Source organism: Alistipes sp. dk3624 (assembly GCF_009557455.1).
Taxonomy (GTDB): Bacteria; Bacteroidota; Bacteroidia; order Bacteroidales; family Rikenellaceae; genus Alistipes_A; species Alistipes_A hominis.
The window spans coordinates 2,587,673-2,611,653 of record NZ_CP045651.1 but is presented as its reverse complement, the minus strand read 5'-3'; the positions used below and the strand labels follow the sequence as shown (position 1 = coordinate 2,611,653).

Annotated in this window: 21 protein-coding genes; 12 read left to right on the top strand and 9 right to left on the bottom strand. The window is 55.4% G+C overall.

Going from position 1 to position 23,981, the window contains the following annotated elements; all coding sequences use genetic code 11:
* Nucleotides 1-225 precede the first annotated feature (225 nt).
* The 5 genes from GFH31_RS11140 to dinB all read left to right on the top strand — a co-directional run bounded on the left by GFH31_RS11140 (nt 226) and on the right by dinB (nt 4,393).
* On the top strand, nt 226-492 hold the full coding sequence (locus GFH31_RS11140; RefSeq protein WP_145996499.1) for a hypothetical protein: 267 nt from the start codon (nt 226-228) through the stop codon (nt 490-492).
* A complete protein-coding gene (locus GFH31_RS11135) occupies nt 464-1,591 on the top strand; it encodes a BF3164 family lipoprotein (RefSeq protein ID WP_101571180.1) in 1,128 nt (375 codons plus the stop codon). The genes GFH31_RS11140 and GFH31_RS11135 overlap by 29 nt, the downstream gene beginning before the upstream one ends.
* A gap of 207 nt (nt 1,592-1,798) precedes the next feature.
* Nucleotides 1,799-2,686 carry a hypothetical protein gene (locus tag GFH31_RS11130; protein WP_153497941.1) on the top strand — a complete coding sequence of 296 codons (888 nt, stop codon included), beginning with the start codon at nt 1,799-1,801 and terminating at the stop codon, nt 2,684-2,686.
* A gap of 14 nt (nt 2,687-2,700) precedes the next feature.
* On the top strand, nt 2,701-3,288 hold the full coding sequence (locus tag GFH31_RS11125; RefSeq protein WP_153497940.1) for a hypothetical protein: 588 nt from the start codon (nt 2,701-2,703) through the stop codon (nt 3,286-3,288).
* Between the two features lie 31 nt (nt 3,289-3,319).
* On the top strand, nt 3,320-4,393 hold the full coding sequence (gene dinB / locus GFH31_RS11120) for a DNA polymerase IV (protein ID WP_101571184.1): 1,074 nt from the start codon (nt 3,320-3,322) through the stop codon (nt 4,391-4,393).
* 8 nt (nt 4,394-4,401) lie between these two features.
* Here dinB and GFH31_RS11115 read toward each other — a convergent pair whose 3' ends face one another.
* The 3 genes from GFH31_RS11115 to GFH31_RS11105 all read right to left on the bottom strand — a co-directional run bounded on the left by GFH31_RS11115 (nt 4,402) and on the right by GFH31_RS11105 (nt 7,258).
* On the bottom strand, nt 4,402-5,154 hold the full coding sequence (locus GFH31_RS11115) for a polysaccharide deacetylase family protein (RefSeq protein WP_101571186.1): 753 nt from the start codon (nt 5,152-5,154) through the stop codon (nt 4,402-4,404).
* Nucleotides 5,155-5,219: 65 nt separating this feature from the next.
* A complete protein-coding gene (uxuA, locus tag GFH31_RS11110) occupies nt 5,220-6,395 on the bottom strand; it encodes a mannonate dehydratase (RefSeq protein ID WP_101571188.1) in 1,176 nt (391 codons plus the stop codon).
* 50 nt (nt 6,396-6,445) lie between these two features.
* Nucleotides 6,446-7,258 (bottom strand): SDR family oxidoreductase, encoded by an 813-nt coding sequence (locus GFH31_RS11105; protein WP_055203440.1) that lies wholly within the window; start codon nt 7,256-7,258, stop codon nt 6,446-6,448.
* Between the two features lie 208 nt (nt 7,259-7,466).
* On the opposite strand from GFH31_RS11105, the gene GFH31_RS11100 reads away from it, so the two are divergent.
* From GFH31_RS11100 to GFH31_RS11070, 7 genes are all read left to right on the top strand, one after another.
* Complete coding sequence (locus GFH31_RS11100; protein WP_118656371.1) at nt 7,467-9,752, top strand: alpha-L-rhamnosidase C-terminal domain-containing protein; 2,286 nt, start codon at nt 7,467-7,469, stop codon at nt 9,750-9,752.
* An 89-nt stretch (nt 9,753-9,841) separates the two neighbouring features.
* Nucleotides 9,842-11,551 carry an alpha-L-rhamnosidase C-terminal domain-containing protein gene (locus GFH31_RS11095; RefSeq protein WP_101571625.1) on the top strand — a complete coding sequence of 570 codons (1,710 nt, stop codon included), beginning with the start codon at nt 9,842-9,844 and terminating at the stop codon, nt 11,549-11,551.
* Between the two features lie 479 nt (nt 11,552-12,030).
* Nucleotides 12,031-13,506, top strand: a complete 1,476-nt coding sequence (locus GFH31_RS11090) for a rhamnulokinase (protein WP_055201811.1) — start codon at nt 12,031-12,033, stop codon at nt 13,504-13,506.
* A gap of 72 nt (nt 13,507-13,578) precedes the next feature.
* Nucleotides 13,579-14,832 carry an L-rhamnose isomerase gene (locus GFH31_RS11085; protein WP_055201813.1) on the top strand — a complete coding sequence of 418 codons (1,254 nt, stop codon included), beginning with the start codon at nt 13,579-13,581 and terminating at the stop codon, nt 14,830-14,832.
* Nucleotides 14,833-14,924: 92 nt separating this feature from the next.
* A complete protein-coding gene (gene rhaT / locus GFH31_RS11080; protein WP_101571193.1) occupies nt 14,925-15,968 on the top strand; it encodes an L-rhamnose/proton symporter RhaT in 1,044 nt (347 codons plus the stop codon).
* A 70-nt stretch (nt 15,969-16,038) separates the two neighbouring features.
* On the top strand, nt 16,039-16,353 hold the full coding sequence (gene rhaM / locus GFH31_RS11075; RefSeq protein WP_055201816.1) for an L-rhamnose mutarotase: 315 nt from the start codon (nt 16,039-16,041) through the stop codon (nt 16,351-16,353).
* Nucleotides 16,354-16,646: 293 nt separating this feature from the next.
* Nucleotides 16,647-18,233 carry an ABC-F family ATP-binding cassette domain-containing protein gene (locus GFH31_RS11070; protein ID WP_118458430.1) on the top strand — a complete coding sequence of 529 codons (1,587 nt, stop codon included), beginning with the start codon at nt 16,647-16,649 and terminating at the stop codon, nt 18,231-18,233.
* A 130-nt stretch (nt 18,234-18,363) separates the two neighbouring features.
* Here GFH31_RS11070 and GFH31_RS11065 read toward each other — a convergent pair whose 3' ends face one another.
* The 6 genes from GFH31_RS11065 to mce all read right to left on the bottom strand — a co-directional run bounded on the left by GFH31_RS11065 (nt 18,364) and on the right by mce (nt 23,774).
* Nucleotides 18,364-19,962, bottom strand: a complete 1,599-nt coding sequence (locus tag GFH31_RS11065) for a beta-N-acetylhexosaminidase (RefSeq protein WP_153497939.1) — start codon at nt 19,960-19,962, stop codon at nt 18,364-18,366.
* 57 nt (nt 19,963-20,019) lie between these two features.
* Nucleotides 20,020-20,988, bottom strand: a complete 969-nt coding sequence (locus GFH31_RS11060; RefSeq protein WP_153497938.1) for a family 43 glycosylhydrolase — start codon at nt 20,986-20,988, stop codon at nt 20,020-20,022.
* A 52-nt stretch (nt 20,989-21,040) separates the two neighbouring features.
* On the bottom strand, nt 21,041-21,463 hold the full coding sequence (locus GFH31_RS11055; RefSeq protein WP_153497937.1) for a biotin/lipoyl-containing protein: 423 nt from the start codon (nt 21,461-21,463) through the stop codon (nt 21,041-21,043).
* Nucleotides 21,464-21,545: 82 nt separating this feature from the next.
* Complete coding sequence (locus tag GFH31_RS11050) at nt 21,546-21,764, bottom strand: hypothetical protein (protein ID WP_055201827.1); 219 nt, start codon at nt 21,762-21,764, stop codon at nt 21,546-21,548.
* A 2-nt stretch (nt 21,765-21,766) separates the two neighbouring features.
* The gene (locus GFH31_RS11045) at nt 21,767-23,329 is read right to left on the bottom strand and encodes an acyl-CoA carboxylase subunit beta (RefSeq protein WP_055201829.1); all 1,563 of its coding nucleotides are present in this window, start codon (nt 23,327-23,329) and stop codon (nt 21,767-21,769) included.
* Between the two features lie 34 nt (nt 23,330-23,363).
* The gene (gene mce / locus GFH31_RS11040) at nt 23,364-23,774 is read right to left on the bottom strand and encodes a methylmalonyl-CoA epimerase (RefSeq protein ID WP_055201831.1); all 411 of its coding nucleotides are present in this window, start codon (nt 23,772-23,774) and stop codon (nt 23,364-23,366) included.
* Nucleotides 23,775-23,981: the final 207 nt, after the last annotated feature.

Sequence of the window (23,981 nt, the reverse complement as noted above, 5' to 3'; positions counted from 1 at the left end):
CCCTAACGCCACGACTCACGACTCCTCATAATCCATCCGACCCGTTTTTTAATTTCTCGCATATCGCGATCTTCTCAAAAACAGTTATCGGGTAAATAAACACGCTATTCTACCGAAAAGACACAGACAAACATAACAAAAAAAACACATAACACACTTGAATTTAAAATTTCACATTCAGACCTTGCATATTGAATATAAATTAACTTTAAATTCAATAAACTTATGACGAAACGAAATTTTTTGTTTATCTTGTTATTTGGTGGTATTTTCATACTCAGCGGCATCGTTTTTATGAAAAATGCAGACACGAAAAAGGTATTTTGTGTTAATCCGGAAGCCTTGACCGCAACAGTGGAAGAAGGAGAAAGTTACACGGGGTGCATCGTCGGAGGAGGTACACAAGGTGAGGTAGTAATTGCTTTTTACTGTGGCACCTGCTCCATATCAACCATTATTCCCAATGGAGACGGACTTTGCCGGAGCAATTAGAAATCATGCAAAAGTACCCCTTGCTGTCCAAAGGGTACTTTTATATTCAAATATGTATTTCGACATGAAATTCTTAATAATAATGGGGGTGTTGTCCATTTTGTGGGGATGCCGTTCCCCGCATGAGATCTTGGTTATCCGGGAGACCAAACCTTTAATTACGGAAGATTCAGTACGGTTGGGAAACAATTGTACGATGGATATGACCCTGATCGATTCCTCGATCATCCTGTTCAATCATTGCAGTAACCATTTTTTCAGTATTTTCGACCCCTCTTCGTTAAAACCAGTTTGCTCGTTCGGAACAAAAGGTAAAGGTCCGAACGAATTTCAGTACCCTATGCAAGACCGTTCTTTGCAAAGTATCAACGATAACACCTCACTGCTTATATACGACGGAAATCTGCTCGCAAAAAAAGAACTCGAGATCCCCGCTTTGCTCCGGGACACGGTTGTTTATAACTTTCATTCCGAAAATTTACCCAAAATATTATTTGCAAACAAGGACGTCAACCGGTTGAACGATACGTTATATGCCGGAATCCCGATGAGTAAATACGAAGGACCGTTCGCGATCCTCGATATAAAAAACGACAAAACCGTCTGGAGCGAATCCGATTGGGGATTCACCATGCCTCAACGCAGCGAAATGTTGTCTTATTTGATCACCTACGGTTCCCTGTGCGCCAATACCAAGAAACAGATCATTGTTCGATCGTACCGAAATATTGACATGATTCAACTTTTCGGATTCGACGGCCGCCTGGTTAAAAACATTTGTTTGTCGAAACCCGAATGCCCACCGTTCGATCCTCAAAAAAATTGCCTCGAACCGGAGCACAACCTATATCATCTTGAAATGTTCGCCACGCCGGAACGTATCTATACGCTGCATTACGCCCATCCTTACAACGATATTAAAAACGGAACCGCCACGCCGACGATCCTCGCTTTCGATTGGGACGGCAATCTGACCGCCGCTTACGATTGCCCGCGGCCCATACAGCAATTTTGTGTGGATGAAACCAACCGCAAGATATACGGAATATCCGGGACATCCGAAATCGAATACAACCGACTCTTTCGTTTTTCATACTGATACGCCATGAAGAACGCGTTTATCAAAGGCGCTTTGTCACATTACGCCTCATCCATGAAATCATTCAAAACGATTATCGGCATAATGGGGATGGTTCTTTTATGCGGATGCAATAACCGGCATCGACACGTTATTCTGCCGATCGAAAAACCAGAACTACTACGGGTCGAAGATTCCGTACGAATCGAAAACAATTGCGCCTACGACATGGCTTTATACGATTCGGCGATCGTCCTCGTCAATTATTGCGGACGGAAATTCTTCAGCCTTTTCGAAACGGGGTCGCTGAAACCGATATGCTCATTCGGAACGAAAGGAAAAGGCCCGAACGAATTCCAGATGCCGCAACGCGACCGTTCGACAGGTTCCGCCGAAGATTCCGTTCTCAGGATCTACGATGCGCATCTGGTCTTTACGAAAGAGATCCACGTGCGATCTTTACTGCGCGACACGGCTGTTCTCAATATCCAAGGAGAACATACCTACAAAGCCTTACGATACAACAAAGATATCAACCGCCTGAACGATACGTTATACGCAGGAATTTTAGCAGACGCTCCCCTGGGCCCCGTTGCAATTTACGACACGAAAAACGATCAAACCTTGTGGGGGGAATACGACCTGGGGTTCGCAATGCCCGTAAAGGCTAATCCTTACGGGATATGCTACGGTTTCCTATGCGCTAACCCGGGGAAAGGGATCATGGCGAGAGCCTATAAATACCTGGACATGATCCAACTATTCTCCCAGGAAGGTCGTCTTGTGAAAAGCATTTGCTTCTCTGAACCGCAATTACCCATTTTGAACACGCAGGGGAATTGGCCGGAATCGTCCGCCGTAAACTATGCGCTCGGGTTATTCGGCACGCCCGATCGCTTTTTCGTGCTGCGCTACACGAATCCTTACGGCGAAATCAAAAACAGAACCGCCACGCCGACGATCCTCGCTTTCGACTGGGACGGCCGCCTGACCGCCGCTTACGACTGCCCACGCTCGATCACGCAGTTTTGCGTAGACGAAACCGGTAAAAAAATATACGGCTTGCTCGATATGCCGGACATCGAGCATACGCAACTTTACCGGTTTTCTTACTAAATGCCGAACACGCCATGAAGAACGCATTCATCGTAGGCATGATATTGCTAAATGCCTTTTTGCTTTATGCATTGATCCGGACCGGATCGGCCGCAAAACAACGGATGATCGCCGGCGCAGACACCTCGGTCTGTGCGATGGAAAAATGGGACATCAGGGAGAGTACGCTGTTGAGCGTCCGGTATGCAGGCCGCCCGTTTTTCATTTCGGACAGCGCGCGGGCGTTGCTGGCCCCCTATTCGGCCGACTCGTCGAAACTGTTCGTGCGCATACAATTCCCTTCCTGCGAACGCTGCATATCACAACTCGTCCGAAGCCTGAAAAGAAACGAAAACCGGTTGGGTACGACAAATATAATTCTGGTCACCGAATTCCACGACGACGGCGAGGTCGCCGAATTCGTTCGGAGATACGACCTCGGCGGGTTCCGTTTGTTCAATATCCCGGAGTTGGAACTGTGTCTCGACCTGAAAAACTTTATCGGCTCGTATATGTTCACATTATCGCCGGACTTCCGCGCAGAGAATCTGCTGGTTTGCTCCAAACACAACGATTACATGCACGACGACTATTTCACCCAACTGCCGGGACGGGCGGAATAATGAATCATATATTTCCTATTTTTACCGCTGAATGGAGCAGCGGAAGATCATACACATCGACATGGATGCATTCTACGCGTCGGTCGAACAGCGCGACCACCCCGAATACCGGGGCCGTCCGTTGGCGGTCGGCCGTCCCGAAGGCCGCGGCGTGGTCGCCGCGGCCAGCTACGAGGCGCGGCGCTACGGCATCCGTTCGGCCATGCCGTCCGTTACGGCCCGAAGGCTGTGTCCCGAATTGATTTTCATTCCCGGACGGCTGGAAGTCTACCGCGAAGTATCGCGGCAGATTCACCGGATTTTCCGCGAATACACCGACCTGGTCGAGCCGATCGCATTCGACGAAGCTTTTCTGGACGTTACCCGGAACAAAAAGGGAATCCCGCTGGCGGTGGACGTCGCCCGGGCCGTCAAACGACAAATCCGCGACGAACTGGGACTGGTCGCATCGGCCGGAGTATCCTACAATAAATTTCTCGCCAAGATCGCTTCGGACTACCGGAAACCGGACGGACTCTGCACGATCCATCCCGACCGCGCCGCCGCTTTCATCGCGCGCCTGCCGATCGAAGCGTTCTGGGGGATCGGCCGCGTCACGGCACGCAAGATGCACGAAATGGGAATCCACGACGGCGCTGCGCTGCGAGAGTGCCCGCCGGATTTTCTGACCGAACGGTTCGGAAAAGCAGGACGCCTTTATTACGAATTCGCCCACGGCATCGACCTGCGACCGGTGGAAGCGAGCCGCGTCCGCAAATCGGTCGGATGCGAAACCACCTTCCCGTACGACCTGACCTCGTTCGACGCGATGACGGACGAACTGTATAAACTCGCCGCCAAACTGAACGGGCGTCTCGACCGGGCCGGATTTCGCGGCAATACGCTGACGTTGAAAATCAAATTCGCCGATTTCCGGCTGCAAACCCGCAGCCTGAGCCCGGGATACGAGCTGTTCGCATCGGCCGAAATTTTCCCGCTGGCGACTGCGCTGCTGCGCGATGCCGGCATCGAAGGACATCCGGTACGGCTGCTCGGCCTGTCGGTCGGAAACCCGACCCACCCGGTGCAGCACGAACTGTACCGGCAGTTGAGCCTCGACCTCTGACTGTCATGTTACAGGTCGTATTTCAGCAAGTCGCGCATCGAAATCACTTTACATTTGCGCTCCTTCAACATGCTCAATAATTTTTCGAAATTCTCGGGCGAAGTGCTGACGAAATCGTGCGCGAGGTCGGGCACCCCGTGCAGGCAGAAAATCACGACCTGCCCGTCGCGGGCCTCGTCCAGCGCTTTTTCGAAAAATTCGGGCGTCTCGAACCGCGCGTCGACCACGCCGTAACTCGGCATCAGCATTTTATCCGACACTCCTTTCACATAAGGCTTATCCCCGCCGTGACGGGCCAGCTTATAGCCTCGCTCTTTCAGGACGGCGATCCCCTCCGGACTGTTGTCGTAACCGGGATAAGCGTAAGTCACCGGGCGCGGAATGCCGTACAACGCGCATTTCTCTTCGATGTAGGCCGTTTCCGAACCGATCTGCTTACGGGTCATTTGACTCATCTGCCCGTGACTGCGGCTGTGGTTCCCGATCTCGAAGCCCATTTCGTCCAACTCCCGGATTTGATCCCAGCTCATATACTTGGTTTTGTCCTCGAAACCCGGAAATTCGCAAACGTAGAACGTCGCGCCGAATCCGTATTTATGCAGCAACGGAGCGACCACTTCCCGCTGGCCCGCCGTCGCATCGTCGAACGTCAGCACGACGATCCGGCCTTTCAACGGCTTCAGGCGTTTGGCCGTTTTTTCCGCTACCGCCGTCACCGCAATGACGACCGATAACAACAGTAAAAAAAATCGTTTCATCATCCATGCTATTTTTTGGAAAACCCGGCACGTAACGCGCCGCCGTTTCCCAGAACCTTACTCTGAACTTACTTCCCGTACAGGCTGCGCGCGATTCCCATTTCGAGCCCTCTTAGTTCGGCCAGGCCGCGCAGGCGGCCGATGCAAGAATAGCCCGGATTGGTCTTCTTGCGCAGGTCGTCGCACATCTGATGCCCGTGATCGGGACGCACCGGAATCGATACGCCGCGACGTTGCTGCAACGCCAACAACGCCTTCATCACGCCGTACATATCCACGTCGCCTTCGAGATGGTTCGCCTCGTAAAAATTACCTTCGTCGTCGCGGCAGGTACTGCGCAGATGGACGAACCCGACGCGATCGCCGAACTCTTCCATCATGGCGGCCAGTTCGTTGTCGCTGCGAACGCCGAACGATCCGGTACAAAGGCAAAGTCCGTTCGAACGGTTCGGAACGGCCGCAATCAATGCACGAAAATCGTCCGCCGTGCTCAGAATACGCGGCAAGCCGAGAATAGGATAAGGCGGATCGTCCGGATGGATCACCAGTTCGACGCCCGCTTCATCGGCCACCGGAGCGATCTCGCGCAGAAAAGCGACCAGGTGTTCGCGCAGCCGGGCGGCGTCGATCCCCTTGTACTGGCCGAGCGCCCCGCGGAATTGTTCGATCGTAAAACTTTCCTCGGCGCCGGGCAATCCGGCGATCATGTTCCGGGTCAGCCGCTCGCGTTCGACCGCATCCATCCGGTCGAAGCGTGCTTTCGCCTTCGCGCGCTCCTGCGACGTATATTCCGCCTCCGCCCCCGGACGCTGCAGAATAAACAGGTCGAACGCCACGAACGCCGCCCGTTCGAAACGAAGCGCTTTCGAGCCGTCCGGCAGCGTATAGGCCAGGTCGGTGCGCGTCCAGTCCAGCACCGGCATAAAATTATAGGTAACGGTACGAATACCGCAGGCGGCCAGGTTGCGCAGGCTCTGCTTGTAATTTTCGATATACCGCTGAAATTCCCCGGTGCGGGTTTTGATCCGCTCATGGACCGGAACACTCTCGACGACGCTCCATACCAACCCGGCATCGGCAACCGTCCGCTGTCGTTTGCGGATCTCATCGACGCTCCATGTCTCCCCGTTGGGAATATGATGCAACGCCGTTACCACGTCCGTAGCCCCGGCCTGCCGGATATCCCAAAGGCCGACCGGATCGTCCGGCCCGTACCAGCGCCATGCCTGTTTACACAAATACATATTCTTTATCCGTTTTATGGATTCCCTATCGCAAAAATACGATTTCCGTTCTAAATCGAAAAAGCGTCGAAACCGCCGTCGATAACCGTGACCGTGCCCGAGACGAAACGCGAGGCATCGCTGGCGAGCCACTGCAGCGTACCGAGCAACTCTTCGGGTTCGCCGAAGCGGCGGAACGGCGTATGGCCGAGGATCGCCTCGGAACGCGGCGTCAAGCTGCCGTCCGGATTGGTCAGCAGCGCACGGTTCTGTTCGGTCAGGAAAAAGCCCGGAGCGATCGCATTCACCCGGAAGCCGTCGCCGTACTTCAGCGCCAGTTCGCCGCACAGGTACTTCGTAAAGTTGACTACCGCCGCCTTAGCCACTCCGTACCCGGCTACCCGGCTCAGCGGGCGGATCGCCGATTCGGACGCGATGTTGATGATCGAACCGCCGCGGGCCGCAACCATCGCGCGGGCGAACGCCATCGTCGGCAGCACCGTCCCGAACAGGTTCAGATCGACCACGTCCCGGAATGCCTTCATATCCAGGTCGAAGATCGTCTTATCCGGCGCGATCGTGGCCCCGGGCATATTGCCGCCGGCCCCGTTGATCAGCACGTCGATCCGGCCGTAACGTTCCATGATTTCCGAATACGCCCGTTCGATGTCCTCCTTATTCAGCACGTCGGCCGCCACGAACAACGCGTCCCCGCCGGCCGCCGCGGCTTCCCGCTGAAGGGCAAGCCCGGTTTCGGCCTTGCGGCCCATCAGCACGACCCGGGCGCCCTGTTCGGCGAAATGGAGCACCATCGAGCGTCCCAACACCCCGGTAGCCCCGGTAATCGCCACGACCCGGTCTTTTACGCAAAACAAATTTTTCATCATCGAATACCTTAAAAAATGAACCGCATGAATTTCATGATCGGATATTCCGAGGGGTAAAGATACCAAAATTTCCGTATCCGCGACACCCGCACGCCTTGTCCGAAACGTTTTTCCGGACACTTTTCCCGTCCGGATTTGCAATATTGGCAAATGATTGTTTATTTTGTACATTGTGAATTGTGGCGTTTCATCCAGACTTCGTATCATGAAAAAGATCCTGTTGCCGGTCCCGGCGCTGTGTGTCGGCGTATTGTTGTGCCTGTCGTTGCGGGGAGAAGCCCCTTCGCGGCTAACGACCGACCTCGCGGAACATACCGACCGAGTCTGGATCGGCGGTTATCCGTCGCAAGTGACGCTGGAACAGGCGGACAAGATCGTCGAACCGGCCCGGTTCGTTACGATCGGCAGCCGGCGGCCGTCGTTCGGCTGGCAGGTCAACGATTCGCGCAGCGACGTAATGCAGACCGCTTGCCGCATCCTGCTGGCTTCGTCGCCCGGAACGCTCGCAACCGACTCGGCCGACCTGTGGGACAGCGGCGTAATTCCGGGAGACCGCAGCGTAGCCGTCCCGTATGCCGGCAAGGCACTGGAGCCCGGCAAAATCTACTACTGGAAAGTGATGACTTTCAACAACGGCAATCCGCAGCCGTGGTCGGCCGTCAAGGCGTTCCGCACGGCAGATTCGCTGACCGAATACGCCACGCCGGCCTACCCGCTCGAAAAAACGGACAACGGCTTACCGAAAACGACCCAAAAACTCTCCGATCGGCTCGTTTTCGCCGACTTCGGTTACGACGCGTTCGGACAGCTCCGGCTGACGCTTTGCTCGCACGCCGGCGGCGACACGGTGACCGTCCGCCTCGGCGAATGCCTGAAAGACGGACGCATCGACCCGGCTCCGGGAGGCTCCCGCCGTTTCCTGAGCCAGCGCCTCGCACTGCTGCCGGGCATACGCACTTACACCGTAAAAATACCGGCGGACGCGCGCAACACCGGCCCTCAGGCCGTTCGGATGCCGGACTATATCGGGGAAGTCTATCCGTTCCGCTACTGCGAGATCGAAGGCGATGCGATCGGCAACGGCACGGGTATCATCAGCCGGCAGGTCGTAAACTACCCGTTCGACGATCTCGCGGCGGAATTCGCCAGTTCCGACACGACGCTGAACCAGGTATGGGAACTGTGCAAATACTCGATCAAAGCGACCTCTTTCGCCGGATTATATGTGGACGGCGACCGCGAACGCATCCCTTACGAAGCCGACGCGCTGATCAACCAACTGTCGCACTACTGCGTCGACCGCGAATACACGATGGCGCGGCGTAGCCACGAATACCTGCTCGGGAACGCCACTTGGCCGACCGAATGGATCCTGCAATCGGTGCTGATCGCCTGGTACGACTACCTGTACACCGGCGACCTGCGGGCCGTAAAAACGCATTACGAGACGCTGAAAAACAAGACGCTGACCGCACTGTCCGGCACGGACGGATTCGTCAGCCTCACGCCGGAGAAACTGACGCCCGAACTGTACGCGTCGATCAACCTGCGGGGACAAACGCTGAAAAATATCGTCGACTGGCCGCACACGGGGATCCTGGGACTCGGCAAGGCGGAAGGGGGCGAAACCGACGGTTTCGTATTCCGCGACGTCAACACGGTGGTCAACGCTTACCACTACTGCGCGCTGGAACTGATGGCCCGCATGGCAGGAGCCGCCGGAGAGTCGGAAGATTCCGCCGCATACGCCCGGGCGGCCGGCCGTCTGGCGGACAATTTCAACAAACAACTGTTCAATAAAAAAACCGGCGCTTACCGCGACGGCATCGGCACCGACCACTGCTCGCTGCACGCCAACATGTTCCCGCTCTGCTTCGGACTCGCCGACGTAAAACGGGCGCAGTCCGTTGCGGATTTCGTCAAGACGCGGGGCATGGCCTGCAGCGTCTACGGTTCGCAATTCTTGATGGACGGGCTGTACGAAGCGGGCGAAGCCGATTATGCGCTGCAACTGCTCACGTCGGACGCCGAACGCAGTTGGTACAACATGATCCGCGTCGGCTCGACCATTTCGCTGGAAGCCTGGGACGACAAATACAAACCGAATCAGGACTGGAACCACGCTTGGGGCGCGGCCCCGGCCAACATCATCCCGCGCAGGCTGATGGGCGTCGTACCGACCGAACCGGGTTTTTCGCGCATCGAAATCCGCCCGCAGCCGGCCGGACTCGAAAAAGCCTCGCTGCGGATACCCACGATACGGGGCGACGTGGAAACGGCGTTCGAAAACACGCCCGACCGTTTCACGCTGACGACCGTCGTACCGGCCAACGTGAAAGCCGATGTCTACCTGCCGCTGCCCGCCGGCACCAAAAATTACGACGTGACCGTCAACGGGAAGCCTGCAGGACAGACCGTCCGCGAAGGAAATTTTATAAAGATCGCGGATCAGGGTTCCGGAAAAAACGCATATATTCTGAACACTAAATAACTTAATCAAACCAAACACAAACAACCGAAATGAAAAAACTTTTTATCTGTGCATTCCTCGTGTATGCCGCTTCGCTTCAGGCGCAACCGATGGGCAAGGGCAACCTGCCCCCCGTATTCCCGAAAGAAGTGGCCGAAAAGACACAATTCGATACCCGTACGCGTGCGTATATTTCGCCCGTGCGCGTGATGTGGACGCAGAACGGCGACCTGATCACCGGCTCCGAGAACCTGTTGTTGCAAGGCAACGGGCAGGCTACGACGGCCAATACTCCGAAAACCGTTTTCGTATCCAAAGAGGGTAAGCGTCCGTCGATCCTGCTGGATTTCGGTCGTGAAATCCACGGGGGACTGCAGTTCGTAACCTGCATTCGCGCATCGACCAAACCCGTCAAGGTACGCGTGCGCCTCGGCGAATCGGTCGGCGAAGCGATGTGCGAGATCACGAAGGAAAACGGCGCGACGAACGACCACGCGATGCGCGACTACACGATCGAACTGCCGTGGCTGGGCGTCTGCGAAGTCGGGAACTCCGGCTTCCGTTTCGTCCGGATCGACATGCTCGAAGACGATGTCGAACTGCCGATCAAGGAGATCCGCGCCAGCCTGTTATACCGCGACATCCCGTACCTCGGCTCGTTCCGTTCGAACGATCCGCGCGTGGACAGCATCTGGGCGACCGGCGCCTACACGCTGCACCTGAACCTGCAGGAATATCTCGTAGAGGCCCCGAAGCGCGACCGCCTGGTATGGCTCGGCGACCTGCATCCCGAAGTGCGTACCGCGCTGGCCGTATTCGGCGACAACGAGGCGCTTTCGCGCGGCCTGGACTTCGCCCGCGACGAAACCCCGCTACCGGGCTGGATGAACGGCATGTGCTCCTATTCGCTGTGGTGGGTGCTGATCCACCGCGACTACTACATGTACCGCGGCGACCTGAATTACCTGAAACAGCAGCAACAATACCTCAGCGACCTGATGAAGATCCTGATGAGCAAGGTGGACGCCGAAGGCCGTGAACACCTCGACGGCGGCGGACGCTTCCTCGACTGGCCGACCAGCGAAGACACGTTGGCCGTCAACGCCGGCCTGCACGCGCTGATGCTGATGACTTTCGAAGCCGGAGCCGAAATGCTGAACGCATTGGGCGACAAAGAACTGGCCGCACAATGCACCGCAACCGCCGACCGGATGAAAAAAGTAACGCCCGACTACAAAACGTCGAAACAGTCCGCCGCACTGATCGCCCTGGCCGGCATCGTTCCGGCCGAAACGGCCAACAAGGAAGTGCTCGAAGTGGGCGGCGCCCACGGTTTCTCGACCTTCTACGGCTATTACATGCTGAAAGCCCAAGCCCTGGCCGGAGACTATACCGATGCGATCCAGAACATGAAGGACTACTGGGGCGGTATGCTCGACCTCGGCGCTACGACTTTCTGGGAAGACTTCGACATCAACTGGAAGAAAAACGCCGCACGGATCGACGAGCTGATCCCGGCCGGTAAAGTGGACGTTCACCGCACTTACGGCGACTACTGCTACAAAGGCTACCGTCACAGCCTGGCGCACGGATGGGCATCGGGGCCGACGGCATGGCTCAGCGAATACGTGCTCGGCGTGAAGATCGTCGAACCGGGTTGCAAAGCCGTGAAGATCGAACCGAACCTCGGCGGTCTCGAATGGGTCGAAGGAACCGTTCCGACGCCGTACGGAGTGATCAAGGTACGTCATGAGAAACAGGCCGACGGGAAGATCAAATCGAAGATCGAAGTCCCGAAAGGCGTGAAAGTGGTAAAATAACGAACCGCGGGAAGCGATTCGGCCGCCAGGGAGGCAGCCTGTGAAAATAAGGGTATCAAAAAATATATTTTTTATATCATTATTTTCACAGGCATATCCCTTGTTTTAGGTACATTTGCTTTCACAAAAACACGGCATCCGTCGGCAACAGCCGGACAATAAGATACGGATGCAGCTTTCGGACATGCGGCGGAAAACGACGGCGCGCCGAAAGACATGGAGGTTACAAAGAGGCAACGCGACAGAGAGACACGAAAGAAATCGTATCGCAGACGGAACGAGCAACCGGGGCTAAAAACCGGGACGGTCGGGACGGCGCGAAAAGCCGGAGCAACGAGGACGCGGGGATTCCCCCGCACAATCTGCAAACTCCGAAAAACGATCTCAGCGTGTTCGGTTTTCGGAAATTTGATTTGCGACGGCTGTTCGGACAGCTTATTAAGCCAAACAAATTAAATAAACTTAAAAACCGAAAACCGATGAAACAAATTTCATTTCTGGCGTTCGACCTTGGAGCAACCAGCGGCCGTACCATCCTGGGGACGCTGAACGAAGGCAAACTCCAGATGAAGGAACTGACCCGCTTCCCGAACCAGATCCTCGAACTGAACGGACACGCTTACTGGAACATCTTCTCGCTGTACGAACACCTGAAGGCCGGCATGATCGCCGCCGCCAAGGAAGACGTGGAGATCACCTCGATCGGCATCGACACCTGGGGCGTCGATTTCGTATTCCTCGGCGAAGACGGTCAGATTCTGGGTATTCCGCACGCTTACCGCGACCAGCACACGGCAGGAGCGCCGGAAGAATATTTCGAGAAAGTATTGCCCCGCAAAGAGGTATACGATATCACCGGCATCCAGATCATGAACTTCAACAGCCTGTACCAGCTCTACGCGATGAAGCGCGACAACTCGTCGCTGCTGAACGCCGCGAAAGAAGCGCTGTTCATTCCGGACGCGCTGAGCTACATGCTGACCGGCAAGAAAGTGGTCGAATATACGATCGCATCCACGTCGCAGATACTGAACCCGCGCACCAAGAAGTTCGAAACTTGCCTGCTCGAAAAAATGGGCGTGAAGGCCAACCTGTTCGGCGACATCGTGATGCCGGGTTACGTGATCGGTACGCTGACCGATGCGCTGGCCGCAGAAACCGGACTGGGCAAACTGCCGGTGGTAGCCGTTGCCGGTCATGACACCGCATCGGCCGTGGCAGCCGTTCCGGCCAAAAACGAAAAATTCGCTTATCTGAGCTCCGGCACCTGGTCGTTGATGGGGATCGAAGTCAAAGACCCGATCATCACCGAAGAAACTTCGCGCCTGAACATCACCAACGAAGGCGGCGTCGAAGGCACTACCCGACTGCTGAAGAACATCACCGGCATGTGGATTCTCGAACAGTGCATCAAAGAGTGGCGTAAGGAAGCGATCGAATACACTTACCCCGAAATCGTCAAAATGGCGCGCGACGCCGCTCCGTTCCAGTCGTTCATCGACCCGGACGACGAATCGTTCGCCAATCCTCCCAGCATGATCAAGGCGATCAAGGACTTCTGCCTCAGAACCGGCCAGAAAGTTCCGCGCAACCACTCCGAACTGATCCGCTGCATCTTCGAAAGCCTCGCGCTGAAATACAAGAACGTGCTCGATAAGTTCCGTTCGCTGGCTCCGTTCCCGATCGAACGGCTGCACATTATCGGCGGGGGCGCAAAGAACCGCCTGCTAAACCAGTTCACGGCCAACGCGACCGGCGTAACCGTCGTCGCCGGCCCGTCGGAAGGCACGGCCATCGGCAACATCATGCTGCAGGCGCGCGCCGCAGGTTGCGTCAATTCGCTGCAGGAGATGCGCGACATGATCGGCGAAGCCATCGAGATCGAAACGTTCACGCCGGAAGATACCGACGCATGGAACGCCGCTTACGAACGCATCAAATCGCTGATCAAATAATTCCGTTCCGCCGGATTCGGTAACGACAGAAAACAACAATCATTCAATACTCTTTAACTTAAAACAAAAACCATGAAAGACGCAAAAATCCAGCAAGCCTACGAGGCCGCCAAAGCACGCTATGCCGAAATCGGTGTCGATACCGACGCCGTACTGGAACAGATCGCCAAAGTATCCCTGTCGCTGCACTGCTGGCAGACGGACGACGTAACCGGTTTCGAAAACCCGGACGGACAGCTTTCGGGCGGTATTCAGGCCACCGGCAACTATCCCGGCAAAGCCCGCAATATCGAAGAAGTGCGCAAAGACATCGAAAAGGTGAAAAGCCTGCTGCCGGGTAATCACCGTCTGAACATCCACGCCATCTACGGCGACTTCGGCGGTCAAAAGGTAGACCGCGATCAGATCGAACCGAAACACTTCCAGAGTTGGATCGACTGGGCGAAAGCCAACAACATGAAACTGGACTTCAACAGCACCAGCTTCTCGCACCCGAAGAGCGGCGACCAGTCGCTGTCGAACCGCGACAAAGGCATCCGCGACTTCTGGATCGAACACACCATCCGCAGCCGTAAGATCGCCGACGAAATGGGTAAACAGCTCGGCGACAAAGCCTGCCACAACCTGTGGATCCACGACGGTTCGAAAGATATGACCGTCGACCGTTACCTGTACCGTTCGCTGCTGAAAGACTCGCTCGATCAGATCTTCGCCCACAAATTCGCAAACGTGAAAGACGCCGTCGAGAGCAAAGTATTCGGCGTGGGCCTCGAAAGCTACACGGTAGGTTCGCACGAGTTCTACATGGGTTACGCCGTACAGAACGGCATCATGTGCACGCTCGACATGGGTCACTTCCACCCGACCGAAGAGACTTACGACAAGATCTCGTCGCTGCTGCTCTTCACGCCGGAAATCATGCTGCACGTAAGCCGTCCGGTACGTTGGGACAGCGACCACGTGGTTATCCTGAACGACAGCGTACAATTGCTGGCACAGGAAATCGTATGGGCCAACGCACTGAACAAGACCAATATCGGTCTCGACTACTTCGACGCTTCGATCAACCGGATCGGCGCATACGTGGTAGGTAGCCGCGCTACGCAGAAAGCGTTCCTGCAGGCACTGCTGACCCCGATCAGCAAACTGCGCCAGTATGAAGCGAACGGCCAGTTGTTCCAGCGCATGGCTGTGCTCGAAGAAGCCAAGAGTATGCCGTGGGCTGCCGTGTACGACTACTTCTGCTACAAGAACAACGTTCCCGTTGCCGAAGACTACATCACGGAAATCGAAAAATACGAAAAGGAAATTACCTCTAAGAGATAATATCCGATATTAACCAAGCGAGCTGTCCGTGCATGTGTTTTTCTCCCGAAAAACGACATGTGCGGATAGCTTGTTAAAAACTACTGATTCATATGGAAATTTTACTGGGTTTACTTATCATCGCGATAGGCAGTTTCGGGCAGTCAAGCTCGTACGTGCCGATCAATAAAGTGAAGAACTGGGCTTGGGAAAGCTTCTGGATCGTCCAGGGCATTTTCGCATGGCTCGTATTTCCGCTGCTCGGCGCGCTGCTGGGCGTTCCCGAAGGAATGGGACTGTTCGAACTGCTCGGAAACGGCGGCGCTGCAAAAGCCATCGTTTACGGCATATTGTGGGGCGTCGGCGGTCTGACGTTCGGACTCAGCATGCGCTACCTGGGCGTTGCGCTCGGGCAGTCGATCTCGCTGGGAACCTGTGCCGGATTCGGTACGCTGCTGCCGGCCATTTTCGCCGGCACGAACCTGTTCCAGGGCCAGGGTCTGATCCTGCTGGTAGGCGTGTGCATCACGCTAGCCGGTATCGCCGTGATCGGTTACGCCGGTTCGCTGCGCTCGAAAAACATGACCGAAGAGGAGAAAAAAGCCGCTATCAAAGATTTCGCGTTGACCAAAGGTCTGCTCGTAGCCCTGCTGGCCGGCGTAATGAGCGCCTGTTTCGCACTCGGTCTCGACGCCGGAACACCGATCAAAGAAGCTGCGCTCACCAACGGCGTGAAACCGCTGTTCGCCGGTCTGCCGGTTATCCTGCTGGTGACTTTCGGCGGATTCCTTACGAATGCCGCTTACTGTATCCAGCAAAATATCAAAAACAAAACGGGAAAAGATTATTTCTCCGTTCCGGGCGGCATTTTCGTAAACAACGTGCTGTTCTGCGCGCTGGCCGGAGTGCTGTGGTATTCACAGTTCTTCGGACTGGAAATGGGCAAGAGCTTCCTGGTGGATTCGCCGCTGCTGATGGCCTTCTCATGGAGCATCCTGATGTCGCTGAACGTAACGTTCTCGAACGTATGGGGCATCCTGCTCAAAGAATGGAAAGGCTGCAATTCGAAAACGATCTCCGTACTGGTCATCGGTCTGGTGATCCTGGTATTCTCGGTATTCGCACCGTCGCTGATGAACATGGCGTTCGGATACTAAACCGGATAAAACCTATTCGAATTCCGGAACCGACTCCGGTTCCGGAATTCTTAACCAATAAAACTTCAATATTATGAAATGCGCATTTAAAATGAAACTCAAACCCGGTTGCGAGGTAGAGTACGAAAAACGCCACCGCGCGATCTGGCCCGAACTGGTCAAACTGCTGAAAGAAACCGGCGTAAGCGACTACTACATCTTCTGGGACAAGGAGACGAACCTGCTGTTCGCCGTTCAGGAACAGGGAGGCGAGAGCGGTTCGCAGGATCTCGGCACGAATCCGATCGTAAAAAAATGGTGGGACTACATGGCCGACATCATGGACGTGAATCCGGACAACTCGCCGGTTTCGATTCCGCTGAAAGAGGTATTCTACATGGAATAAGACCGGGTCTTCCGGGACGGAGAGGATGACTTCGGTCATCCTCTTTTTTTATTTATTCGCCGCGCTTAAACGACCACCCGAGGAGCAATCATCTAAAAAATCCATTCCGTTGAAATTCCGCGCCCGGTTAGGTTAACCGGATTTTAATGCTTAGATTTGCACCCGAATCAAAAAATACTCCGATGAGAATAAACGATTGATAGTCGGTACTGTTAAACCGACGCCTCGAAGCAACTAACATTTTTCGGTTTATCAACCCGGTCTCATGCAAGACCCCTATTAATCGTACTTTGATGAGTATTATCCTAAGCGGTGTAAATTACCGCTATACCAACCGGCAACCTCTTTTCGAACCGGTCAACCTATCGGTACTTCCGGGCGAGAAAATCTCGATCGTCGGAAATAACGGAACCGGAAAATCGACCTTGCTAAGGTTGATCGCCGGAGAACTGGCTCCTTCCTGCGGAAGCATCGGCCGTTCCGTCTCCCCTTATTACGTTCCCCAGCAAACGGACATCCGGAGCGAATCGGTCGGCCGGACATTGGGCGTCGCGGAGAAACTCGACGCACTGCGCGCCATCTGCGACGGCAGCGCCAACCCGGATCACTACGACACGCTGGCGGACGACTGGGACATCGAATCCCGCTGTCGTTCCGCTCTCGACGCTTGGGGCCTGCCGCACGTAGAACTAACCGCATCGACCGATTCGCTGAGCGGCGGGGAGAAAACGAGACTTTCTCTGGCTGGACTGACGATCCACCGACCGGCCATCGTACTGCTCGACGAACCCACGAACCACCTCGACCGCACGGGCCGCGACCGGCTTTACGACTACATCCGCACCTGCAAGGCTACGTTGATCGTAGTCAGTCACGATACCTACTTGCTCAATCTGCTCGACCGCACCTGCGAACTCTCCAAGAAAGGGCTCAAAACATACGGAGGAAACTACAATTTCTACCGGGAACAAAAACGAATCGAAGACAGCGCCCTGGAGCAGCGGATCGATTCGGAACAGGCCGCGCTGCGGCTGGCCCGTAAAAAAGCGCAAGAAATCGCGGAACGACAGCAGAAAAGGTTCAACCAAGGAGAACGGAACAAAGACCGGCTTCCCCGCATCCTGCGCAAAGGGGCGAAAGACCGCGGTGAAACAACGATTTCGAAACTCCGGGAAAAACATTCGGACATCGTCGGCCTGAACGAAAAGCGGCTGAACGATCTGCGGCGACAGCGCGGAACGGCGTGCCGGTTCAAAATCGATTTCGACGATGCGCTGCTGCATAACGGGAAACTGCTGATCGCTGCGGACGGAGTGAACTTCGGTTACGACCGGGAGCGCCCGTTGTGGAGAATGCCGCTCGACCTGGAGATCCGCAGCGGCGAACGGATACGTCTTACCGGCAACAACGGCAGCGGCAAAACGACTCTCGTCAGGCTGCTGACAGGAGAACTGTTCCCGACAGCGGGCGAAATCCGCAGAACCGACTTCTCGTACGTCTGCCTCGACCAGGAATACAGTCTGGTCGACACTCCGCAGACGGTACTGGAACTGGCGCAAAAATACAACCGCAGCAACCTTTGCGACCACGAGATCAAGATGCGGCTCAAGCGGGCCCTATTCGCCGCAGACACGTGGGACACAAGCTGCAACGCGCTGAGCGGCGGCGAAAAGATGCGGCTCTGCCTGTGCTGCCTGATGATCTCGAACCATGTTCCCGATCTATTTATTCTCGACGAACCGACCAATAATCTCGACCTGTCGAGCCTCGCCGTGCTCGCCGATACGATAGGCGATTATCGGGGCACCCTGCTCGTTATCTCCCACGACCGGAACTTCACCGACGAAATAGGAATCACGAAAACCGTCGAACTCGGATAAGCGCCGCTTCCGGAACGCCCCAAAAGAGTCCGGGAAAACGGTATGACGAAATCGTCTCCGTTTTCCCGGACTCTTTTTTACGGTCCGACCCGCGCGTTCCGCTACGAACGACAACGGATCGGATGGAAAATCAATATTTATCCAACTGGGTTTTCAGATAACCTTTTTCTTTCCAGATATTCTCGATCTTTTTCAACCGCTTGCGGAAATCTTCGTAGTATTTCTTGTCCGCAGGCGTCCAGCCGCACTCGGCATAAGCCGCGATACGCGGGAAAATCTGATAATAAAGCCGGTCGAGGTTCGGCGTGAATTCGCCCCACATCTGGCAACCGGTTCCCAGAATTTTCTCTTTATCGGCATCGGCCAGGCCGTCCGGAATCGGGTTGAACGAATAAGCCTTTTCGAACGGGGTCACTTCGTACGGATAATCCAGGTAAGTGAAGAAACGGTTCGAATTGACCACGTCGTACCCTTTCTCGATCGCTTTGTTCACCAGACTGATATCCCCGTCCCAGAACTGCACGATCGTACCGGGAGCCAATCTCTCGGATTGGCTAGCCTGTACGTGCGCTTCGCCGCGAACATTGTCGCCGGTAATCTCGTTCCAGCCGATCATCCGACACCCTTTCGAGGCGAGGTATTTCGACATCCGGTTGATCGCCCATACCTGCAAATCGGAGCAGGTCGGCAGGCCGTTGGCCTTCATGAAAGCCTGGATCTCCTCCGAATTCTGCCAGTGCGTGTAATTCGCTTCGTCGCCGCCGATATGCACGATCTTCGACGGGAACAGCGCCACCACTTCATCGAGAATATCGTGCAGGAACTCCTCGACCTTCGGGTCGGTCACGTCGTACAGATCGCCTACGACGGCTTTCCCTTCCCTGCGGCTCGTGGCGCCGATCCACGGATAGGCATAGATCGAAGCGGAAGCGTGCCCCGGCACCTCGATCTCGGGAATCACCTTGATCCCCCGGTCGTCGGCATACTTCACGATGTCGCGGATCTCGTCCTGCGTATAATAAGCGCGTTTCGGGAACAACTCGTCCCACTCTTCCGACGTAACGTTCATGTGGTCGAAATCGCGTTTCGAACCGAGTTCGGTCAACTTCGGATATTTTTTGATCTCGATACGCCACCCCTGATCGTCTACCAGATGCCAATGGAACGTATTCATTTTCAGCCGGGCCATCTCGTCCAGCAGATTCTTGACCGTTTCAGCGCCCTGGAAATGACGGCTTTCGTCCTGCATGTAAGCGCGCCACGGGAAAGCCGGCGCATCGGTAATCACGCAGGCCGGTATCGTCACCAGGCCGTTCTGCGGCGTGGTCATCTGGCGCAGCGTCTGCAACGCATAGAGCAACCCCGCACGGGCGTCGGCCGTAGCCACGATCTGCTTTTTGCTGTCCGGGGACATCACGGCCAGACGATACGCCTCGTCGTTGTTATTCGACGGCACGGCATTGAGTTTAAACGCCAGTTTGGCTTTCTTGGCTTTGGTCGTATAGACCGGATCGATCCCGGCCTCTTTCAGCACCCCGGTCACGTAATCCTGATTCAGGTTCGCTTTCGGATCGAGATAAACCGAAGTCTCCCCGCTCAATACGGCTGCGTTCTGGAAAGCGACGATCTTGACCGGCTTCGGCAGTATCTCGATCGGGTGGTTCTGCGCCCGTGTTCCGTTTACGGCGAACAGCGCCGCGGCAACCAGGCCGATAAAAAGTTTTTTCATAAAGAAGCGTTTTAATGCTTGGTTAATTTAAGTCATTCAAACCGGTTCCGAAAACGGTCAGTAGCGGATAACCGGCGTTTCGCCGTCCCACTCGACTTCCCAGAAACGGATAAAATTGCCGTTCATTTCCCACTTGAAAGCAGAAAAAATCAGACGGCCTTTATCTTCGACGATCTCCCAGCCCGACCACAATCCGTCCGGCGGCCAGTCGAACGGCACCTCTTCCCAGCGGTTCGACATCGGGTCTTTGGTCTTGCAGAGCACTTTCCCGTGTCCGCTGGTAGCGAACATATAATATGTGCCATCATGCTCGAAAACCCGCGGACTTTCGGGCGTCGTAAACGTAATCAGCGCCGGCCCGAGGTCTTTCCAACGGATCGCATCGTCCGACGAAGCGAGCGCGATCGCGCCTTTGCCGTCGGCGGTAGTGACCATCGAAAACATCAGGAACTGCCCGCCATATCGCAGGATGTGCGAATCCCGGCAATCCTCCCAACCGGTCGGATTGCGCATCGCCCACTCCGGCGCCGTATAGACCGGATTTTCCGGACAACGTTTCCAGTCGAACAGATCTTTGCTGGTAGCCAGACCGACGGTTTGCTTGCCCAGCCAACGGTCGTCGAACCCGGTATAAACCATGTAGTACGTTCCCTTGTGCTTCACGATGGACGGAGCGGATACGACCTGCCCCTCCCACGTACCGGGAACGACCCGGATGATGCGCGGGTGATGCTCCCAATGCACCAGATCGGTCGAAGTGGCGTGTCCGAACGCCTTTTCGCTGTCCGGTTCCTGCCAGTCCTGCGTATCGTTGGCCACGCCCACATTGTAGAACAGATGGAACGTACGCCCCTTCTTGATGACGAAATAATCCTTGACGTATTCGCCCTCGCGGGAAAACTGCCCGATTTGCCCGGAATTCGCCCGCATCTTTTCCGGCGCGCGCGCGCCGAGCGGGGAACAAACCCAACAAGCCATCCCCGCCAACAGCAGGAACGCGGCACCCCAACGGTTGATCTTATACATAGCCGAAATGTTTTGCGACAGCGCCCCGGCAGCAACCTGCCGGACCGGATGCCTATTCGATAACGATCAATACGTCTCCTTCGAGCACGGAATCTCCGGTGCCGACGCGAATCTCCGCAACAGTGCCTTCCTTGTCCGAATCGACGTTGTTTTCCATCTTCATCGCTTCGAGCACCATCAGACGCTGTCCGACTTTGACCGCATCGCCGACCGCAACCTTGATGTCGAGGATCACGCCCGGCAGCGGGCTCTTGACAGCGCCTCCGCCGGCGGCGGGTTTCGCGGCTGCGGCAGGCGCCGGCTGTGCCGGAGCGGGCGCGGCGGCAGCGACCGGTTTCGCAGCGACGGCTTTTCCCTGGTCGAGCGTCACCGTATAGTTCGTTCCGTTCACCGTCACGTCAGCGCGGTTTCCGTTCAGGTCGTTGACGGCGACCTGGTAATCGTTTCCGTTGATATTCAGTTTATATTCCTTCATGATGATTCGATTTGTCGTTTGTATGAACGGGCGTCCCGACTCCCCGGAAACCGGACCGGCCGCGGCGCCCTGCAATCATTCCCTACCAGCGGCGGTTGCGCTGCGGCAGGCGGGTCATCCCGTAACTTTTGCAATTCCATCCGGAAGCCGCTTTCGCCGTCCGAACGACGGCAGCGGGAGCCGTGCGGGTCTCCCTGCCGTACAGTTCGAGAGCGACGGCAATCGCCGCAACCACTTCGTTTTCGGAAGATGAAGATCCGGATTTTTTGGATGCAAACAATCTGCTGAAAAATCCCTTCATCGCTACAACGGAATATTAGAATGTTTCTTCGGCGGGTTCGCCAGACGCTTGTTGGCCAACGACTGCAACGCCCTCGCAATGCGGAAACGGGTGTTACGCGGCTCGATGATATCGTCGATATAACCGAACCGGGCAGCCACGTACGGATTGGCAAACTTGTCGCGGTACTCCTCCTCCTTCTGGGCTATGAATTCCGCTTTCTTCTGCTCGTCCTCGATCGCAGCGATCTCTTTCGACGACAACACCTCGGTAGCGCCTTTCGGCCCCATAACGGCGATCTCGGCGGTCGGCCACGCATAGTTGATATCGCCGCGCAAGTGTTTCGAACTCATCACGCAGTAAGCTCCGCCGTAGGCCTTGCGCAGGATTACCGTCACTTTCGGAACGGTCGCCTCGCCGTAAGCGAACAGCAGTTTCGCACCGTGGATAATGATTCCTCCGTACTCCTGGGCCGTCCCCGGCAGGAAGCCCGGCACGTCGACAAACGTCACGATCGGAATATTGAACGCATCGCAGAAGCGCACGAAACGGGCCGCCTTGCGCGAAGCGTTGATATCGAGCACCCCGGCCAGGAACTTCGGCTGGTTCGCGATGATCCCGACGCTCTGGCCTCCGAAACGGGCGAAACCGGTCACGATGTTCGGGGCGAATTTCGCCTGGCTCTCCAGGAAATCCCCGCCGTCGACTACGGCATGGATCACGTCCAGCACGTTGTACGGCTTGTTGGGGTTGTCCGGGATGATGTCGTTCAGCACGTCTTCCATCCGGTCGATCGCATCGGTGCAGGCGGCTACCGGAGCGTCCTCCATGTTGTTCGACGGCAGGAAGCTCAGCAGCTTGCGCAGCATTTCGATCCCCTCCTCCTCGGTTTCGGAAACGAAATGGGCCACGCCGCTCTTGGCCGCATGAATCGAAGCGCCGCCCAGTTGTTCCTGCGTCACCTCTTCGCCGGTCACGGTCTTCACGACCTTCGGGCCGGTAACGAACATATAGCTGCTGCCCTTGCTCATCAGGATGAAGTCGGTCAACGCGGGCGAATAAACCGCGCCGCCGGCGCAAGGTCCGAAGATAGCCGAGATCTGCGGGATAACGCCCGAAGCGAGGATGTTGCGCTGGAAGATTTCGGTATAACCGGACAAACTGTTCACGCCCTCCTGGATACGTGCGCCGCCCGAATCGTTGATTCCGATCACCGGAGCCCCGTTTTTCATCGCCATATCCATCACTTTGCAGATCTTAGCGGCGAAGGTTTCGGACAGCGAACCGCCGAACACGGTGAAATCCTGCGAGAACACGTACACCTGACGGCCGTTGATCGTACCGTAGCCGGTTACGACGCCGTCGCCGAAATAGGTCTCTTCCTCGAGGCCGAAATTATTGCAGCGGTGCTTTACGAACATATCGAACTCTTCGAAGGAACCTTCGTCGAGCAGTAGCTTAATGCGTTCGCGCGCCGTTTTTTTCCCTTTTTTATGTTGTGAATCGATCCTTTTCTGACCGCCTCCGAGTCTCGCCTGTTCGCGATACCCCATCAATTCTTTGACTTTCTCTTGAATGTCGCTCATTTTAGTTTTGCAGTTATATACGGTTTCAGGTAAATTATTTGTTCTTGTTTTCGCACAGTTCGGTCAGCACGCCGCCGGTAGACTTCGGGTGCAGGAACGCGATGCTAAGCCCTTCGGCGCCTCCGCGCGGAGCCTTGTCGATCAGTTGGATGCCGTTCGCCTCGCATTCGGCCAGACAGTTTTCGATCCCGTCGACGGCAAAAGCCACATGGTGCACGCCTTCGCCCCTCTTTTCGATGAACTTGCCGATCGAACCTTCGGGAGAGGTCGATTCGAGCAGCTCGATCTTCGTGTCTCCGACTTTAAAGAAAGCGGTTTTCACTTTCTGGTCGGCGACCTCTTCGATGTTATAGCATTTGGTTCCGAGCATTTTTTCCCAATACGGGATGGCGGTATCCAAGCTTTTCACTGCGATACCGAGGTGTTCGATGTGCGATACTTTCATGATACAGATTTTTATTTTTAAGTAAGTTAATAGCTGCCGTATGCAATAAGGGGATTATTCAAATCCGAATCTCACAAATTTAGGATTTTATTCTTTAAAATCCAGTATCTACCGGAAAGTTTCTGTCCAAAAAACATACAGTCGCTAAAATCGGTGCAACTTTTGATACTGATTTTCGTTTTATTAATAAGAATACGTATATTTGTT

What these genes read in the sequence shown, in the direction of transcription:
- GFH31_RS11140 (WP_145996499.1), top strand. Translation starts at nt 226, where the DNA reads ATGACGAAACGAAATTTTTTGTTTATCTTGTTATTTGGTGGTATTTTC.
- GFH31_RS11135 (WP_101571180.1), top strand. Translation starts at nt 464, where the DNA reads ATGGAGACGGACTTTGCCGGAGCAATTAGAAATCATGCAAAAGTACCC.
- GFH31_RS11130 (WP_153497941.1), top strand. Translation starts at nt 1,799, where the DNA reads ATGGCTTTATACGATTCGGCGATCGTCCTCGTCAATTATTGCGGACGG.
- GFH31_RS11125 (WP_153497940.1), top strand. Translation starts at nt 2,701, where the DNA reads ATGAAGAACGCATTCATCGTAGGCATGATATTGCTAAATGCCTTTTTG.
- dinB (WP_101571184.1), top strand. Translation starts at nt 3,320, where the DNA reads ATGGAGCAGCGGAAGATCATACACATCGACATGGATGCATTCTACGCG.
- GFH31_RS11115 (WP_101571186.1), bottom strand. Translation starts at nt 5,154, where the DNA reads ATGATGAAACGATTTTTTTTACTGTTGTTATCGGTCGTCATTGCGGTG.
- uxuA (WP_101571188.1), bottom strand. Translation starts at nt 6,395, where the DNA reads ATGTATTTGTGTAAACAGGCATGGCGCTGGTACGGGCCGGACGATCCG.
- GFH31_RS11105 (WP_055203440.1), bottom strand. Translation starts at nt 7,258, where the DNA reads ATGAAAAATTTGTTTTGCGTAAAAGACCGGGTCGTGGCGATTACCGGG.
- GFH31_RS11100 (WP_118656371.1), top strand. Translation starts at nt 7,467, where the DNA reads ATGAAAAAGATCCTGTTGCCGGTCCCGGCGCTGTGTGTCGGCGTATTG.
- GFH31_RS11095 (WP_101571625.1), top strand. Translation starts at nt 9,842, where the DNA reads ATGGGCAAGGGCAACCTGCCCCCCGTATTCCCGAAAGAAGTGGCCGAA.
- GFH31_RS11090 (WP_055201811.1), top strand. Translation starts at nt 12,031, where the DNA reads ATGAAACAAATTTCATTTCTGGCGTTCGACCTTGGAGCAACCAGCGGC.
- GFH31_RS11085 (WP_055201813.1), top strand. Translation starts at nt 13,579, where the DNA reads ATGAAAGACGCAAAAATCCAGCAAGCCTACGAGGCCGCCAAAGCACGC.
- rhaT (WP_101571193.1), top strand. Translation starts at nt 14,925, where the DNA reads ATGGAAATTTTACTGGGTTTACTTATCATCGCGATAGGCAGTTTCGGG.
- GFH31_RS11070 (WP_118458430.1), top strand. Translation starts at nt 16,647, where the DNA reads ATGAGTATTATCCTAAGCGGTGTAAATTACCGCTATACCAACCGGCAA.
- GFH31_RS11065 (WP_153497939.1), bottom strand. Translation starts at nt 19,962, where the DNA reads ATGAAAAAACTTTTTATCGGCCTGGTTGCCGCGGCGCTGTTCGCCGTA.
- GFH31_RS11060 (WP_153497938.1), bottom strand. Translation starts at nt 20,988, where the DNA reads ATGTATAAGATCAACCGTTGGGGTGCCGCGTTCCTGCTGTTGGCGGGG.
- GFH31_RS11055 (WP_153497937.1), bottom strand. Translation starts at nt 21,463, where the DNA reads ATGAAGGAATATAAACTGAATATCAACGGAAACGATTACCAGGTCGCC.
- GFH31_RS11050 (WP_055201827.1), bottom strand. Translation starts at nt 21,764, where the DNA reads ATGAAGGGATTTTTCAGCAGATTGTTTGCATCCAAAAAATCCGGATCT.
- GFH31_RS11045 (WP_055201829.1), bottom strand. Translation starts at nt 23,329, where the DNA reads ATGAGCGACATTCAAGAGAAAGTCAAAGAATTGATGGGGTATCGCGAA.
- mce (WP_055201831.1), bottom strand. Translation starts at nt 23,774, where the DNA reads ATGAAAGTATCGCACATCGAACACCTCGGTATCGCAGTGAAAAGCTTG.